General features: G+C 63.7%; 12 protein-coding genes and 3 pseudogenes. 7 read left to right on the top strand and 8 right to left on the bottom strand.

Going from position 1 to position 15,695, the window contains the following annotated elements; genetic code table 11:
- Nucleotides 1-136: 136 nt before the first annotated feature.
- Entirely contained in the window at nt 137-1,777 is a 1,641-nt protein-coding gene (gene groL, locus J4G43_RS54805) for a chaperonin GroEL (RefSeq protein ID WP_208089690.1), read from the bottom strand.
- Nucleotides 1,778-1,877: 100 nt separating this feature from the next.
- Nucleotides 1,878-2,192, bottom strand: coding sequence for a co-chaperone GroES (gene groES, locus J4G43_RS54800; RefSeq protein WP_038945268.1), 315 nt, complete (start codon nt 2,190-2,192; stop codon nt 1,878-1,880).
- Nucleotides 2,193-2,601: 409 nt separating this feature from the next.
- Here groES and J4G43_RS54795 point away from each other — a divergent pair, with 409 nt between their 5' ends.
- Nucleotides 2,602-3,090, top strand: a complete 489-nt coding sequence (locus J4G43_RS54795) for a hypothetical protein (protein ID WP_202801365.1) — start codon at nt 2,602-2,604, stop codon at nt 3,088-3,090.
- Between the two features lie 229 nt (nt 3,091-3,319).
- On the opposite strand, the pseudogene traG reads toward J4G43_RS54795, so the two are convergent.
- The 3 genes and pseudogenes from traG to traC form a co-directional block, all read right to left on the bottom strand.
- Nucleotides 3,320-5,249 (bottom strand): annotated as a pseudogene (gene traG / locus J4G43_RS54790) (Ti-type conjugative transfer system protein TraG).
- A complete protein-coding gene (traD, locus tag J4G43_RS54785) occupies nt 5,236-5,451 on the bottom strand; it encodes a type IV conjugative transfer system coupling protein TraD (RefSeq protein WP_038380958.1) in 216 nt (71 codons plus the stop codon). The pseudogene traG and the gene traD overlap by 14 nt, the downstream one beginning before the upstream one ends.
- Before the next feature lie 4 nt (nt 5,452-5,455).
- Nucleotides 5,456-5,716, bottom strand: coding sequence for a conjugal transfer protein TraC (gene traC, locus J4G43_RS54780; RefSeq protein WP_208089639.1), 261 nt, complete (start codon nt 5,714-5,716; stop codon nt 5,456-5,458).
- Between the two features lie 252 nt (nt 5,717-5,968).
- Between traC and traA the strand changes: the two genes are divergently transcribed.
- From traA to J4G43_RS54755, 5 genes and pseudogenes are all read left to right on the top strand, one after another.
- Nucleotides 5,969-9,277: a Ti-type conjugative transfer relaxase TraA gene (traA, locus tag J4G43_RS54775; RefSeq protein ID WP_208089689.1), complete on the top strand. Its 3,309-nt coding sequence runs from the start codon at nt 5,969-5,971 to the stop codon at nt 9,275-9,277.
- Nucleotides 9,274-9,807 (top strand): conjugative transfer signal peptidase TraF, encoded by a 534-nt coding sequence (gene traF, locus J4G43_RS54770; protein WP_038945275.1) that lies wholly within the window; start codon nt 9,274-9,276, stop codon nt 9,805-9,807. Before traA ends, traF begins: the two co-directional genes overlap by 4 nt.
- On the top strand, nt 9,728-10,963 hold the full coding sequence (locus J4G43_RS54765; RefSeq protein ID WP_256461585.1) for a conjugal transfer protein TraB: 1,236 nt from the start codon (nt 9,728-9,730) through the stop codon (nt 10,961-10,963). Before traF ends, J4G43_RS54765 begins: the two co-directional genes overlap by 80 nt.
- A gap of 11 nt (nt 10,964-10,974) precedes the next feature.
- A pseudogene (locus tag J4G43_RS54760) lies at nt 10,975-11,587 on the top strand (TraH family protein).
- Nucleotides 11,588-12,176: 589 nt separating this feature from the next.
- A complete protein-coding gene (locus J4G43_RS54755) occupies nt 12,177-12,497 on the top strand; it encodes a transcriptional repressor TraM (RefSeq protein ID WP_225006066.1) in 321 nt (106 codons plus the stop codon).
- A gap of 77 nt (nt 12,498-12,574) precedes the next feature.
- Here J4G43_RS54755 and J4G43_RS54750 read toward each other — a convergent pair whose 3' ends face one another.
- Complete coding sequence (locus tag J4G43_RS54750; RefSeq protein WP_208089698.1) at nt 12,575-13,279, bottom strand: autoinducer binding domain-containing protein; 705 nt, start codon at nt 13,277-13,279, stop codon at nt 12,575-12,577.
- A 176-nt stretch (nt 13,280-13,455) separates the two neighbouring features.
- Between J4G43_RS54750 and J4G43_RS56490 the strand changes: the two are divergent.
- A pseudogene (locus J4G43_RS56490) lies at nt 13,456-13,803 on the top strand (IS110 family transposase); the annotation flags it as partial.
- Nucleotides 13,804-14,646: 843 nt separating this feature from the next.
- On the opposite strand, the gene J4G43_RS55575 reads toward J4G43_RS56490, so the two are convergent.
- Together J4G43_RS55575 and J4G43_RS55570 are read right to left on the bottom strand one after the other, a co-directional pair.
- Nucleotides 14,647-15,273: a nucleotidyl transferase AbiEii/AbiGii toxin family protein gene (locus J4G43_RS55575; RefSeq protein WP_256461584.1), complete on the bottom strand. Its 627-nt coding sequence runs from the start codon at nt 15,271-15,273 to the stop codon at nt 14,647-14,649.
- A gap of 29 nt (nt 15,274-15,302) precedes the next feature.
- A complete protein-coding gene (locus J4G43_RS55570) occupies nt 15,303-15,692 on the bottom strand; it encodes a nucleotidyl transferase AbiEii/AbiGii toxin family protein (RefSeq protein ID WP_256461583.1) in 390 nt (129 codons plus the stop codon).
- Nucleotides 15,693-15,695: the final 3 nt, after the last annotated feature.

The following is a 15,695-nucleotide window of genomic DNA, read 5'->3' as shown; positions in this document are numbered from 1 at the left end:
CGCCGACTGGCCGACTTCAACGCCGATACGGTTCGCGCGGTAGAATAATCTGACGAGGTCAAAAGTTGCCAGAGCGCATAAAAACCCCGGCATCGCTGCCGGGGTTGGTATGTCGTAGTTCGCTGCAGCAGCTGGATCAGAAGTCCATGCCGCCCATGCCGCCGCCCGGGGGCATGGCGGGGCCGGCAGCGGCCTTCTTCGGCAGCTCGGCGACCATGGCCTCGGTGGTGATCAAGAGCGCCGCCACGGAGGAGGCGTTCTGGATCGCGGTGCGCACGACCTTGGTCGGGTCGATGATGCCCTTGGTGACTAGATTGCCGTACTCGCCGGTCTGCGAGTCGAAGCCGTAGGCGTATTGATCCTTCTCCAGGATCTTGCCGACGATCACCGAGCCGTCCTCGCCGGCGTTGATCGCAATCTGGCGAGCGGGAGCCGACAGTGCCTTGCGCACGATCTCGACACCGGTCTTCTGGTCGTCGTTCTTGGTGCGCAGGCCCTTGAGCGCTTCGGTGGCGCGGAGCAGGGCGACGCCGCCGCCCGGGACGATGCCTTCCTCGACCGCCGCGCGGGTCGCATGCATCGCGTCATCCACGCGGTCCTTGCGTTCCTTCACCTCGACCTCGGTCGCGCCGCCGACGCGAATCACCGCGACGCCGCCCGCGAGCTTGGCAAGACGCTCCTGGAGCTTCTCACGGTCGTAGTCCGAGGTGGTCTCCTCGATCTGCGCCTTGATCTGCGCCACGCGCGCCTCGATGTCGGCCTTCTTGCCGGCGCCGTTGACGATGGTGGTGTTCTCCTTGTCGATCATCACCTTCTTGGCGCGACCGAGCATGTTGAGCGTGACATTCTCGAGCTTGATGCCGAGGTCTTCCGAGATCGCCTGGCCGCCGGTCAGGATCGCGATGTCCTGCAGCATGGCCTTGCGGCGATCGCCGAAGCCCGGAGCCTTGACGGCCGCGACCTTCAGGCCGCCGCGCAGACGGTTCACGACGAGCGTGGCGAGCGCCTCGCCTTCGACGTCTTCGGCGACGATGACCAGCGGCTTGCCGGATTGCACCACGGCCTCGAGCAGCGGCAGCAGCTCGTTCAGCGAGGAGAGCTTCTTCTCGTTGATGAGGATGTAGGCGTCGTCCATCTCAACGCGCATCTTGTCGGCGTTGGTGACGAAGTAGGGCGAGATGTAGCCGCGGTCGAACTGCATGCCCTCGACCACGTCGAGCTCGGTCTCGAGCGACTTGGCTTCCTCGACCGTGATCACGCCCTCGTTGCCGACCTTCTTCATGGCGTCGGAGAGGAACCTGCCGATCTCGGCGTCGCCGTTGGCCGAGATGGTGCCGACCTGGGCGATCTCCTCGTTCGAGGTGACCTTCTTGGAGTTCTTCTGCAGGTCCGCAACGACGGCCTCGACCGCGAGGTCGATACCGCGCTTGAGGTCCATCGGGTTCATGCCGGCGGCAACCGCCTTGGCGCCTTCACGGACGATCGCAGCCGCGAGCACGGTCGCGGTCGTGGTGCCGTCGCCAGCCGCGTCAGCGGACTTGGAGGCGACTTCGCGCACCATCTGGGCGCCCATGTTCTCGAACTTGTCGTCGAGCTCGATCTCCTTGGCGACGGTGACGCCGTCCTTGGTGATGCGGGGAGCGCCGAACGACTTGTCGAGGACGACGTTGCGGCCCTTCGGACCGAGCGTGACCTTCACGGCGTTGGAGAGAATGTCGACGCCGCGCAGCATGCGGTCGCGGGCGTCGACGCCGAACTTGACTTCTTTGGCTGACATATTGGTTTCCCTGAGTGCTTGGATTTTGCTTCACGGCTTGTCTCACCCTTGACGATGCGCCCGGCCGGCGCTCCTCAGGGTGAGCGGTGCGAGCGTTGACTTAGGCGGCCTTCTTCTTCGAAGCGGGAGCTTCGAGCACGCCCATGATGTCGCTTTCCTTCATGATCAGCAGGTCCTGGCCGTCGATCTTGACCTCGGTGCCCGACCACTTGCCGAACAGCACGCGGTCGCCGACCTGGATGTCGATCGGGATCAGTTTGCCGCTCTCGTCGCGGCCGCCGGGGCCGACGGCGATCACTTCGCCCTGGGAGGGCTTTTCCTTGGCCGTATCCGGAATGATGATGCCGCCAGCGGTCTTCTCTTCGGCGTCGATACGCTTGACCACGACGCGGTCGTGAAGCGGACGGAATTTCATGCATTTCTCCTAAGTATTTGTATTGGTGACGGATTTCATGAGTGTTAGCAGTCAAGACCCGTGAGTGCTAGCACGGGCGTTCCTGAAATAGGACCGCTTTCTTACGGAGCAAGGGTTTGTGATAGAAAAATTGGCACACCCCGCCGGCTGATCCGACAATAGCCGATAGCTCACGATCCCCTCTTCGATGTAGGGCCGCATTTCTTCGGCGAATGATCATACCGGCCGGCAGCTGCAAACAGGAGGCGTCTCGGTCAGCATGTCCGGCACGACCCGGTAACCGCCACGGTGGCCTCCCTGAGGTTCAGACGACGGTATCTCACAGGTCTATGATCTCGCCTGAAACGATGACGCGCCCCGCACAGCGTGTCGCGGCGCAGTCGAAAAGAGCCAGGCGGCGGCGCCGCCCGTGGGCGAATGGTCACCGGCGCAGCCCGATATAGCTCTCCCAATTCAGCTCGCGTTCTGGCAATTTCAGTCTGATCAGAGGTTCGCAATGCCAAACAGATTTCCGCTCGACCCCAAACTGCCGAAGACCTTCGACGCGACGGCGAACGACGCACGAAGCAAGGCACAGCTCGATCAATGGTGGGATCGTCCCTATGGCGTCACGTTGCCGGATGGCCGGATCGAGGTGCGGTGCCTGAATGGTGGGGCGTGGGACCGTTCGACCCATCTCGGCATCGCCGATGATTACGATGCGGCCTGCGCGTTGGCCGAAGCAAAGCAAGCGAAGTGGCTCAAGTTCCGGGAGCGCCCCTGTGTCCAGTTCGACGCAGATCAGGTCTTGGTGGTCCGGCAGGCGCAGCGGCCGGACGAGGCGCCGCAGCAACTGGCGACGTTCGCTACGGCCGACGCGGCAACTGACTACTTGCGCGTCAATTTCCCGGATGCGTAGCCCGTTATTCCAACATCCGCATGGGAGCGGGATATCGCTCTCGACCTGGCTCTGTTTGGCTCTGCTCGGGACGTCCATCGTCTTGGAATTGATCTCGCAGCGGTAGGAGTGTTTGGGCGAGCCCCTCCGGGGGACGGCTCTACTCGCAACGGCACTCCCGGAGCCCGCAAACATTCTCCGCGCATTCGCGTGACGCTCCTCTCGCGGGTCATCGGCGACTTCACGACCATCAGCTCCGCTGACCGGCTTCTCTCCGGTAGAACCTGTTCTCGCCGACGCACGCCCGCATGTCGGTGCGCCGGAACCAGATGGCGCGTCCGCATCGCAGCGGCGGGTTCCCGGCGGTGAAGATGATCTGTTCATCGGTCCGCATCCGCAGCACCTCATGCGGCAGCATGAGCGGCCGGCGGGCGAGCTGCTTGGACCGGGTCCGGGACGAACCCGACATTTGCGAGGACCGGCTCAGCTGATCAACCTCGACCGTCGTGTCGCCGCATCGCTTCGAGATGTAGTCCGCCGTCTCGGGATCGTTGATCGCCGAAAAGGAGATCCAGGACGCGCTCTCGAACCACTTGCTGGTCGCGTCGCGTCCGCCATAGGCCTCGCGCATCTGGCCGATCGATTGGTAGAGCATCAGCAGTGTGATGCCATACTTGCGTCCCGCATCGCGCGCAGTTTCGAGAATGCGCAAGTATCCGAGCCGAGCGACCTCATCGAGCAGGAACAAGGTGCGGCCGGTCACTTCGCCATTGCGATTGTAGATGGCGTTGAGCAGCGAGCCGATGACGACACGGGCGAGGCCGGCATGATTCTCCAGCGTCTTCAGGTCGAGATTGATGAAGACGTCGGTCCGGCCCTCCGCGAGCTCGGCCGTCGTGAAGCTCGAGCCGGACACCAGCGCAGCATAGTTGGCATAGGAGAGCCAGTGGGTTTCCTTCACGGCGTTGGCGTAGACGCCGCTAAAAGTCTCCGGCGTCATGGCGATGAAGGGCGCGACATTCTCTTTCACGAAGCCGGACTCCGAATTGTCGTAAATCGTCTGAAGCCGCTGGCGCAGCTTCGGCTCCGGCTCGGACAGGTTGGCGCGGACTTGGCGGAGGTGCTGATCCTTCTTTTCCGTATGACCGGACAGGCAGACATCGCCGATCAGGGCCGTCAGCAGTTGCAGCGCCGAGGCGCGAAAGAAGTCATCCCGCGCCGAGCCCTGGCGCGGATTATCGGTCATGATCCAGGACGCGACGGCGGCAATATCCTCCTCCTTGGTCGCGCCGTGCTGGCCGATCCAGTCGAGCACGTTGAAGCCGACGCCTGAGGAGCGCGGGTCGAGTACGAAGACCTGGCGACCCGCCCCGTGCCGGTGTCCGGTCACCATGGGCGCGACCTCGTAGGAGGGGTCGAGAACGACCAACCCGCCGCCCCATTTGAGCGCCGTCGGCACCGTGACAGAGGTCGTCTTGAAGCCGCCGGAACCGGCGAACACGATGCCGTGCGACGAGCCGAAGGACGCATCGAAACAGAGCAAAGGAGACTTGCCCGGCGCCCCATGTCTCGGCGTCATCGGCGCGGAAGGAGCGATCCGTAACCGCATCCCGATCGACGCGATAGCGCTCCCCGACCACGATGCCGCCTGTCTCCGGGAACAGCCGCGCAGCCTCGGTCATCACCATCCAGTCGGACTCGCCATGGATGGCTCGCCGGCCGCGGATGCGACGCGGGGCAGCGGCCGCGAAGGCGGCGTTGCCTTTTATAGCCACACGCAACCCGAACACGGCCACGAGCGCAGCGATTGTCGCCCCGATGATGGTCGAGGGATCGGCATAGGCGAGAAGGCGGTCTCCAGCGAGCAGGGCATTGGCGAAGGAATGGGGGCGCGCGATCTCGCGCGAGACGGCGATCGCGACCACCAGCAGGCCGCCGAACACGACGCTCCAGCCGGCCGAGCGGATCGCCGTCGCACCGGCCGCCGCGAGCAGGAAGACCACGCCGATCGCCGCGGCGACCACGTAGGGCAGGGCGATGCCGACCCGGCCGAGCACCAGGCGCGCGTTCGGGGTTGTCCCGAACTTCGAAAGCCAGGCTTCGATGCCGGTGAGGACAAGGCATAAGCTCGCCATCAGCACGGCCGGCACGATCGCCAGGGCGATCTTATTTGCTCTCATGACCGAACGCCTTCGCGCCGATCGCCATGAGGCGCTCGCGTTCCACCTCGCTGCCGCGGAGACGGTCGGCGGCGTCGATCAGCAGACCCAGCAGCAACGCACGCTTCTCGTAGCGCAGCCCGGCCTTGGCGATGAGGCCGCCCAGCTCGATCTTCTCCCGCGTGTCCTTCTTGCGGGCGTGAGTTGAATCGGAGCGGCGCATGCGTTCAGCCCTGTTCAGCCACGCCCGAAGACGCGCCAGACGCGACGGCCGCGGCCGCCTTCGCTGTTGGGCTTCCGCCCTTGCGAAACCGGCCGGCGATCTCCTCGAACGCCGACAGCAGCGCGCCTTCGTCGATCTCGATCTCGCCCATCCCGGCTCTCAGCGCGATGCGGCCCATGCGCTCGGCTTCCCGCGTTTCAGCCTGCTTCAGCTGCTCCTGGAGCCTGGCGATTTCGTCCCTGATCTGCCGCGAGGGCTTTTTCATTCCGGAAGACCTTTCTTGTTAATTTGCGCGAAGCGCCAAATAGGAAAGCCGGGGTGAGCGCGAAGCGCGACCCGGGTAATTAACGGGGTCGGCGGAGCCGACGCTTTCGAAGATCATCCCGCCGTTCCGAAGGAGCGGCTTCCAAGGGCGCAGTAATACGTCGCTGACGCGACGTCCTGCTTCCCGCCCACGAATGGGCCGGCCGATTCCGACGAACAGCATGTTCGTTCGTCTTAAGGATCGCTTCCAGCCGTGGCCATCACCCATTTCACACCCCAGCTCATCGGACGCGGCGATGGCCGCAGCGCCGTGCTGGCCGCCGCCTACCGGCATTGCGCGAAGATGGAGTTCGAGGCCGAGGGCCGCACCGTCGACTATTCCAACAAGCGCGGGATGATCCACGAGGAATTCCTGGTCCCGGCCGACGCCCCCGCCTGGCTTCGGACGATGATCGCCGATCGCTCCGTTGCGGGCGCGTCGGAGGCCTTCTGGAACAAGGTCGAAGCCTTCGAGAAGCGAGCGGATGCGCAGTTCGCCAAGGAGTTTATCATCGCGCTGCCCGTCGAGCTGACGAGCGAGCAGAACATCGCGCTGATGCGCCAGTTCGTGGTCGAGCAGGTACTATCCCGAGGGCAGGTTGCGGACTGGGTCAATCACGACGAGCCAGGCAATCCGCATGTCCACATGATGACGACGCTGCGGCCTCTCACCGAGGACGGATTCGGGCCGAAGCGGGTCGCCGTCATCGGAGAAGACGGGCAGCCGCTGCGCATGAAATCCGGCAAGATCGCCTATCGGCTTTGGGCCGGCGACAAGCAGGAATTCCTGGAGCAGCGCAACGGCTGGCTCGACCTGCAGAACCAGCACCTCGCCCTGAACGGCCACGAGATTCGGGTCGATGGGCGCTCCTACGCTGAGCGCGGGATCGACGTCGTGCCGACCACCCATATCGGCGTCGCGGCCAAGGCCATCCAGCGCCGGGCGGAGCGCGAGGGGCGCGATCCGAACCTCGAACGGCTGCGCGTCTTCAACGAGAACCGGGCCGAGACGTTGCGGCGGATCCAGCGCCGTCCGGAGATCGTGCTCGACATGATCTCGCGGGAGAAGAGCGTCTTTGACGAACGAGATGTCGGCAAGCTCCTGCATCGCTATGTCGACGATGCCGCAACCTTCCAGCACTTGATGGCGCGGGTGCTGCAAAGCCCCGATGTGCTCCAACTGGAAGGGGAACAGGTCGACTTCGCGACGGGCGCGCGGGCGCCGGCAAAATACACGACGCGCGAGCTGATCCGGCTCGAAGCCGAGATGGTGCGGCGCGCGGTCCACCTCTCCGGCAGTGGGGCTTTCCCGGTCAAGCCGTCGGTCCTCGCAGCCATGTCCGCGCGTCACGCCAACCTCTCGGCCGAGCAGCGCGCCGCCATCGCGCATCTGGCGTCCGGGATCCGGATCGCGGCGGTTGTCGGCCGTGCCGGCGCCGGCAAGACCACGATGATGCGGGCCGCGCGCGAGGTGTGGGAGGCCGCAGGCTACCGCGTCGTCGGCGGCGCCTTGGCGGGCAAGGCGGCCGAGGGATTGGAGAAGGAGGCGGGCATCCAATCCCGCACGCTCGCCTCCTGGGAATTGCGCTGGAAAAGCGGTCGCGACGGCCTCGACGACAGAACGGTTTTTGTCCTGGACGAAGCCGGCATGGTCGCCTCGCGGCAGATGGCGCTGTTCGTCGAAACAGCATCAAAGGCGGGAGCCAAGCTCGTCCTGGTCGGCGATCCGGAACAGCTGCAGCCGATCGAAGCCGGCGCGGCGTTTCGCGCGATCGTCGAACGCATCGGCTACGCCGAACTCGAGACGATCTATCGCCAGCGCCAGCAATGGATGCGCGACGCCTCGCTCGATCTTGCCCGTGGCCGGACGGCGCAGGCTCTGTCTGCCTATCGCCAGCAGGGACGTGTGTTTGGCTCGGAGCTGAAGGCGCAGGCGATTGACAATCTCATCGCCGATTGGAACCGGGACTACGATCCATCCAAGTCGACCTTGATCCTCGGGCATCTGCGCCGCGACATCCGCGCGCTGAACGAGATGGCGCGGGCCAAGCTCGTCGAGCGCGGTCTCCTCGAACAGGGACATGCCTTCCGGACCGAGGACGGCGAGCGCCGATTTGCGCCCGGCGACCAGATCGTCTTCCTGAAGAACGAGGGCTCGCTCGGGGTCAAGAACGGCATGATCGGCAAAGTTGTGGAAGCCGGGACTGCGCGCCTGGTCGCCGAGATCGGGGAGGGCGAGTGCCGCTGCCGCGTCGAGGTCGATCAGCGCTTCTATCGCAACATCGACCACGGCTATGCGACGACGGTGCACAAGGCGCAAGGAGCCACCGTCGACCGGGTCAAGGTGCTGGCAACGCTGTCCCTGGACAAACACCTCGCCTATGTCGCGCTGACCCGCCATCGCGAGGATGTCGCGCTCTATTACGGCCGGCGTTCGTTCCAGAAAGCTGGCGGCCTGATCCCGATCCTGTCGCAGCGCCGGGCCAAGGAGACCACGCTCGATTACGAACGCGGCGCCCTCTATCGCGCTGCGCTGCGCTTTGCCGCAAACCGTGGACTGCACGTCGTTCGGGTGGCGCGCACGCTCGTGAACGATCGCCTGCGCTGGACGGTTCGCCAGAAGCAGCGCCTCGCCGAGGTCGCGCGCCGGCTGCGTGCGCTCGCCGAAAAACTCGGCCTCGTCGATGGCCGTAAACCCATCATCAGCACCGCACACAAGGAGGCGAAGCCCATGATCGCAGGCGTAACGACGTTCCCCAAATCCCTCATCGATACCGTCGAGGACAGGATCCTCGCTGACCCCGCCATCAAGAAGCAGTGGGAGGATGTGTCCATCCGATTCCGCCTCGTCTTTGCCGATCCCGAGCGGGCGTTCAGGGCGACGAATTTTGACGCCATGCTGAAGGATGCCGCCGCGGCGTCGTCGACGATCGCCCGTCTTGCCTCGAGCCCAGAATCCTTCGGGGCTCTGCGCGGCAAGACCGGTCTGATGGCGAGCAAGGCCGACAAGCAGGAGCGCCAGCGCGCGGAGGCCAATGTGTCGGCGCTCAAGCGCGACATCGAGCGCTACGTGCGTCTGCGCGCCGAGGCCGAGCACAAGCACGAGGCTGAGGAACGCGCCGTCCGGCATCGTGTGGCGATCGATATTCCCGCTCTGTCGCGCGACGCCCGTCGCGTGCTCGAGCGCGTGCGCGATGCCATCGACCGCAACGACCTGCCGAGCGCGCTCGAATTCGCGCTTGCGGACAGGATGGTGAAGGCGGAGATCGACGGTTTCAACAAGGCCGTCGCTGAGCGCTTTGGCGATCGGACATTCCTGTCGAATGCCGCCAGGGAACCCAACGGGCAGCCTTTCGAGAAGGCGGCCGCCGGCATGGATCCGGCGCGGCGCGAGCAGCTGAAAGAAGCCTGGCCAGCCATGCGTGCGGCACAGCAGCTCGCAGCAGGGGAGCGCACCGCGCAGGCCCTCAAACAGGCCGAGGGGCAGCGCCTGACCCAGAGCCAGGGACAGACCCTGAAATGAGCATACGGCGTTTCCCTCTCGTGATCCTGATGGCTGGTGCCGGCCTCATCGCCGCCATGGCGGGCGCCGGCTGGGGCGCCGGACTGCGCATCAACATGACGGCGAGTTACCCGCGTGGGCTCTGGCGGATCGAGACGCTGGATCGAGCCGCCGCCACCGGCGATCTCGTCTTCATCTGTCCGCCCGACACGGCCGAGTTCGAACGCGCCTTCGCGCGCGGCTACATCCGGCGCGGACTTTGCGCCGGGGGCATAAGCCCGCTCATCAAGACCGTCGTCGCCGTCAGTGGCCAAAAGGTCGATGTCGCCGAACAGGTCTCGATCGACGGCTATCCGCTGCCCGATTCCGATGTCCGGCAGACCGATGCCGCCGGCCGTCCTCTCTTAGCCTTTGCCGGCGGCGTCATTCCCGACGGCGAGCTCTATCTCCACTCCGATTTCGCAGGCTCCTATGATTCCCGCTATTTTGGCCCGATCCCGTCATCGGGCGTTCTCGGCCTCGCCCGGCCCGTCTTCACCTTCGGTCCCTAGCGCCTGGCGTGCCGCGGCGATGGTCGTAGCCGCGGCTTCGGTCGGGGCCGCGGCCTGGTGTGGTCACCCGCTCGCCCTGCCGCTCGCCTGCGCCTTTCCGACGCTGTGGGCGTTCGCGCCCACGCGGGTGATCTCAGCGGCAGTGAGCGCGGCCTATTTCCTCGCGGCATCGCGCGGGCTGCCGCAGGGCGTCGTCAATTTTTACGGCACGGATGTCGGCGTCGGCATCGCTTTGTGGATTGGCGCCGCGGCCGCCTTCGTCCTTGTCCATACCATGCTGTGGCAGAGTCGGCCGGGATGGGGGCGGACGCTTTCGTTTGGGCTTGCCGCGATCCTGATGAGCGCGCCTCCCTTTGGGATCGTCGGATGGGCACAGCCGATCACCGCGGCCGGCATTTTGTTTCCCGGTTGGGGATGGTGGGGATTGGCCGCGACCGCGGCGATCCTGGTCGCCATGACGACCGGCGCGTGGCCCATCGCAGCGATCGTCGCGGCCAGCCTCTCGGCCTGGTCGGCCGCGCACTGGATCGTGCCGTCGCAACCGGGCGGATGGGTTGGCCTCGATACCAAGCTTGGCAGCGCACTCGGGCGGACTCCGGATCTCGCTCAATCCCAAGCGCTTCTCCAGCACGTGCGCGAAGCGGGCGCGGCGGGAGCGCGCGTTGTCGTGCTTCCCGAGAGTGCGGCCGGGATGTGGACGCCGACCACGAGCGGCTTCTGGATGGACGGCCTTCGCCGCTCCAACATCACGGTGATCGCCGGTGCCGCGATCGTCGATCGCGAAGGCTATGACAATGCCATGGTGGAGATCAGCACCGGTCGCGCTCGCCGGCTCTATGGCGAGCGCATGCCGGTGCCGGTCTCGATGTGGCAACCCTGGCTCGCCTGGACGGGGCAGGGCGGCGGCGCCAGGGCCAGCTTCTTTGCCAACCCCGTCGTCGAGTCAGCCGGCCGGCGCGTCGCGCCCTTGATCTGCTACGAGCAGTTGGTCGTTTGGCCCGTCCTGCAGTCGATGCTCCAGTCGCCCGACATACTTGTCGCCATCGGCAACGATTGGTGGACCGCCGGCACCAACGTCCTCGCCATTCAAAAAGCCAGCACTCAAGCCTGGGCGCGCCTGTTCGCGCTGCCGCTCGTGCGCTCGTTCAACACCTGAAGGGGATCCGGATGATCGATGCCGCCACCATTCACCAATGCGCCGATCCTGCTCTGAAGCCCGCGATCGTCGAGAAATTCGTCCGCGCGGTCGGGGTACCCGATCCGCTTGCCGTCACGGTCCGGACCGGAAACCGCGTCATCCTGGTGACACCGCCCAAGACCGCGGACGACGCCATGGAGCTGGTCCGCCGTTACGTTGGCCAGGCGATGGTCCGCGTTGGGGTAACCCAATATCCGGCCGGCCTCGGCGTCACCGATGTCGCCGAGCTCAAGCCCGACCTCGTCGAGGCCTGCGCCAATATCAGGATGGGCACCGCGCTGTTCGGCAAGGTCTATCGCATCGTCAGGCACGCCGGTCGACGAGGCGTTCGGCGACGCGATCGAAGCCTGGAAGAGCGGGTATTTCGAGGGGAAGTATGTATTCGACGAGCCCGATCCCGATAGCCTGCCACCTCACAAGGGGGCGTCCGACGCTGACGACAAGGCCGTGGACGGGAATGACGCAGCGAGGCCTGCGAAGCGTTCGGACAATGGGATCCTGCAGGACAAAGCGCCGGATGATCCCAACAAGGCGGGCATCAGGATCGATCTGACCGGCATTGGCGTCAACAAACCGAAATAAGCCTTCGGATTGCAACGACCTCGGCCGGAAAGCCAAATATAGTGCATAGGCGGCAGCGCTGTCGGCCGAGAGCATCCTTGATGGTGGTGTGCAGGCGCTTCGCATCCGGCCGAATCTGCGGAGGTGGGGTCGCCGCTAGGCTATCACATCGGTAATCGCACGAGGCTTGGCGACGCAAGGTCGCGCTCGAGCCCGTCATTCTCTCCTCTGCGCCCCGTGCCGGGCGACGGACGTCACCATCGGTGCACGTTTCATGTCGCCAGGGCTGTTGGCCGCAGACCCTACCAACTTTGGTTGAAGTCGCCGCATTCTCCACGGCTGGCGCCGAATCCCTCTTCAATCTATAAAGACCCGCAGGGCAGTACGCGCTGCCTCGGGGCTTAGAAACCCCTCGATTAGCGGTTGGTGCCGGCCGTGACGGCACCGGGATCCTCTGACCTAACGGCCGGGGGCCTGCGACGTATGTCCAGGCGCCTCGGTGCTAAAGGTCACAGGGACCGTCTAATCGCGGTTTTCTAACCCCCGGCTTGGGATCAAGGGGATTATCGTCGGCGGGGGCGCACCGCGGACCTAGTCTGCGAGAGAATTTGTGACATCGAACAATGATGATGATTCGCCCGGAGCCGGGCTCAACTGCGAGCTTGAGCACATCTTCGGGGAAATGGCGCAACCTGAACTTGAACGGCTGACCATCGACGCCATTCGCGAATACCGTGCGAGCGTCGCGCTCGCCGAGACGGCCCGATTGCAGCGGGTCGCCGCACAGGCTGACGCAGACTGTTGTCCCGAGCGCCGCGCGGAGCTCCAACGAATCAATGAACATGCGGAGACCGAGCATCGGGCCCGTCAGCTTGTCCTCAACAGCCTGATCGATCGCCTCGGCTACGTTCCCAAAGTTCCCGCCGGATAATCGTCATGGCAACGACTCTGGGCCGGGCGTCGCCGTTGATCGAAGAGCAGGGTCGTCCGGTAACGTATCACAGTGGACTAGATCAACTTTTTCTCCATGGCGATACGGACGGCTTGCTGGAGATTGCTGGCGCCGAGTTTGTCGCGCGCATTGTCCAGATAGAATTGGACCGTTCGTGGCCTGATCCCAAGCAAGTCCGCGATCACATTCATTGACTTGCCGTGTGACGACCAACTGAGCGAGGTCGCCTCCTGCGTCGACAGCGTCACGTTCCCTGTCTTGAAGGACGACCCAGACGCCAGGCTGAGGCGAACGTGAATATAGGCGAGCGCCAGCGCCGCCTGCATCGGATCCCATGGCGGGACCTCGACCCGCTGCCGATCAGATGCGAGTGTGATCATCGCGGTTCGGCCATAACTTGTCCTGATCGGAACGGAAACGCCGGAGCGGATGCCGAAGTCAGTTGCCTCGGAATAGAATTGCTTGATGTCACGCGAACTCCTGCGCAGCTCGCGCTCCTCCGCTGACCAGGCGAACATCCGCATGGTGCGCTTGGCGGTCGTCACGACGGGGTCGATGGTTGTGTAATGCTTTGCAAAATAAAGGCTCAACCACTCCGCAGGATAATCGCTGAAAACAACCGCATCGTCGCCGTGAACATGGATGTAGGCATAACGATCGAAGCCGGATGAGACAGCAAACTTCTTGATCGCGTTGCGAATGGAGCGCTCGTCGCGTGCCAGATCGACCGCGTCGATAAACCCCTGTAACTGCCCATCCAAACTGAGTTCCTCCTCTTCAACTTCCAAGCAAAGCGATCGAGCCTTGCTCGTCGGAGGAGCATCGCGATTCTGTCATTAATTTGATTGATCAGCTTTTCGAAGCGACTCGACGGAGTTCAAGCTCTTCCCGACTTCCCGGCTGGTCTTCATCCGATTTTTTCCTGCGCCCGCCCCGGGTTCCCAATGGAGGCCTCGAAGCGATGCGAGATCTCGTCCGCGACCGCGTGGCGGACGCTGCGGTTCCACCGCCAACAGGTGAGCGCCTTCATGCTCAAGAGTGCACGCACCTAACTCCCGCAAGAAGGCTGGACGATGCGTTATCTGCGCTGGTTTCAGGAAGGACCACTTCGATGCTCCTGCACATCAGGAGATGTTCGAAAGCAATTTGTATCTCCAGGGAGTGGGGTCGAGCGTCTGGAAGCCCGAAGGGTTCGTCCCGGCTTGGGCTCTGGAACCGTTCGTACGGGCGTTGCAGACCCTGCGAGGGATCGATCTTGATCGTCGCGGTGACATTCAACGCCGAGTCAGCCTATGAGTGAGGCAGGCTCTCAAATAGGCGCACGTCACCTACCTCGGCAGACTTGGCCGATCAGTGTTTTGCCGCGAGGATATCTCATTCTGATGCATCCGGAAAGCTGCGTGATTTTCCCTGACTCCGATGACCATTAAACCACCTTAGTCATTGGTGCCCACTCTTCGTCTCGCACTCACGCCGCTCTAGCCACTCGAAAATCTCGTCGTCAATGCAATGGATCTTGGAGGCGAAGTGCCTGTCGGTGAGCTTCCCTTCCACCAGTACCTAATAGAAATCGCTTGGCCGCAAGGGTTCTGTTTAGCTTACGTCGGATCACATTGATCGTTGGATTTTCTTGCCATGGCTCGCGCCTCCAAGTACTGCATCTTTTGTGGGTCTCAACCCACCACACGCGAGCACGTTTGGGCCGACTGGTTAAAGCGGTACATACCAAAAACCTCGGTCAACTACTCCTATCTTTCGGCGACGGTTCATAAGCATCATTCCGAGTTCACCCGCAAAACCGTCGGCGGTGATCTGCGGAGCCGGCGACTTCAAGTCGTCTGCCGAGCGTGCAACAATGAATGGATGAGTAGACTACAGGAGCGCGCTAAGCCCCTTCTCCTTCGGTTGCTCAAGGGCGAGATAACCGTTCTTGACGTCAATCAGCAGCAAATTCTTGCCGCTTGGATACCATAAGCGCGCCGGGTGACAACCGTTCGGCGATCCGTCGGCGGGCGATCACGGTCCAATGAATGCCCGCCGCTCTCGAAGTGCAGACTACGGATTTGCCGTCGGCTAGGCCGTCGGGAGGAGCTTCGGCGCCATCGGAGAGAAGTGCGAGCGCAGCAGGTCACGCTGCGTTCAATGTCGCTTCGGCCGCCTCGATCTTAGCGAGGATGTCGTCGAACGGCGGGACGTCGCCGAAGATCATGCCAGCCATCTTTTCGTAATCCGCTTTCAACGGATCGAGCATGCCGTTGGCGGGTACGATGCCGAACGTTCCGGGCGTCGCCAAGTCGAGATCGAGAGGCTTGCGGTCGAAGTAGAGGCGTGCGTGCTCTACGCAGCTATCCGCGAGCTCGAGATCCGCAAGCGCGGCGTTGCCGTGCTCGGAGGCGAGAAGGCGAAATACGTCGTAGTAGTGCCGCGACAGCCGCTGCCCGTCCTTGTAGAGTTCGCCCCTGTTCTGAAACCAGTGCCGCTGTCCGTGCAGAATGATGATCTCGTCCCAAAAAGTCCGCTCGGGCTTGATCGTCAGCACGTTCGGTACGGTGAGATCCAGTCCATCTGTGTCCGACGCGGAGTAGGGAACGATCGTCTTGGTCTCATGCGGATCGAGCGCCGATTTCGCTCCTGACTCGATCTTCACGACGCGGCGGATGTACGCCTCGTCGGAATCCGTGAACGCGCTCGGATAGTGAAAGAGAATGGACTGCTCGTCGGGGTCGTCCGGATCCGGCTCGATCTTGAACTTCACCCCTTCGAGGTCGGCGGCCGCAAACTTGGTCAGAGCGCGGCCTGGAACGGGCCGTGGATGTAGCGGCTGCAGCGATCCTTGATCTCGTCGAGCTGGCGCTTGCGCTTGTTCGATCCCATGGCACGCAGTTCGTCGTCGGAGGGAAACGGATCGCCCGGCAGGTCGTCGCGGATGACCGTGATGTCGATGTCTTCCGAAAACCGCTGGATCAGATCGAAGGCCTTCGAAAGCGAAGTGCCTCCCTTGAACAGCAGGCGCTCCCCGATGCCCGCCCTGTTGTAGAGCGCATCGAGCGTCCAGCAGACCCAGAAATCCTTTTCGACGTTCTCCGGTGCGCACGACAGGCGTTGTCCCGTCGTCTGGAACAGACCTCGGCGGTCGTCAGCGCTGGCCCGGATGATCTGCTGCAGGTCGCTCATGAT

The sequence above is a fragment of the Bradyrhizobium barranii subsp. barranii genome, assembly GCF_017565645.3.
Lineage (GTDB): Bacteria > Pseudomonadota > Alphaproteobacteria > Rhizobiales > Xanthobacteraceae > Bradyrhizobium > Bradyrhizobium barranii.
Note: the sequence above shows the minus strand (reverse complement) of the source record. Positions and strands in the feature narration are given on the sequence as shown.

What these genes read in the sequence shown, in the direction of transcription:
- groL (WP_208089690.1), bottom strand. Translation starts at nt 1,777, where the DNA reads ATGTCAGCCAAAGAAGTCAAGTTCGGCGTCGACGCCCGCGACCGCATG.
- traC (WP_208089639.1), bottom strand. Translation starts at nt 5,716, where the DNA reads ATGAAAAAGCCCTCGCGGCAGATCAGGGACGAAATCGCCAGGCTCCAG.
- traF (WP_038945275.1), top strand. Translation starts at nt 9,274, where the DNA reads ATGAGCATACGGCGTTTCCCTCTCGTGATCCTGATGGCTGGTGCCGGC.
- J4G43_RS54765 (WP_256461585.1), top strand. Translation starts at nt 9,728, where the DNA reads ATGATTCCCGCTATTTTGGCCCGATCCCGTCATCGGGCGTTCTCGGCC.
- J4G43_RS55570 (WP_256461583.1), bottom strand. Translation starts at nt 15,692, where the DNA reads ATGAGCGACCTGCAGCAGATCATCCGGGCCAGCGCTGACGACCGCCGA.
- traD (WP_038380958.1), bottom strand. Translation starts at nt 5,451, where the DNA reads ATGCGCCGCTCCGATTCAACTCACGCCCGCAAGAAGGACACGCGGGAG.
- groES (WP_038945268.1), bottom strand. Translation starts at nt 2,192, where the DNA reads ATGAAATTCCGTCCGCTTCACGACCGCGTCGTGGTCAAGCGTATCGAC.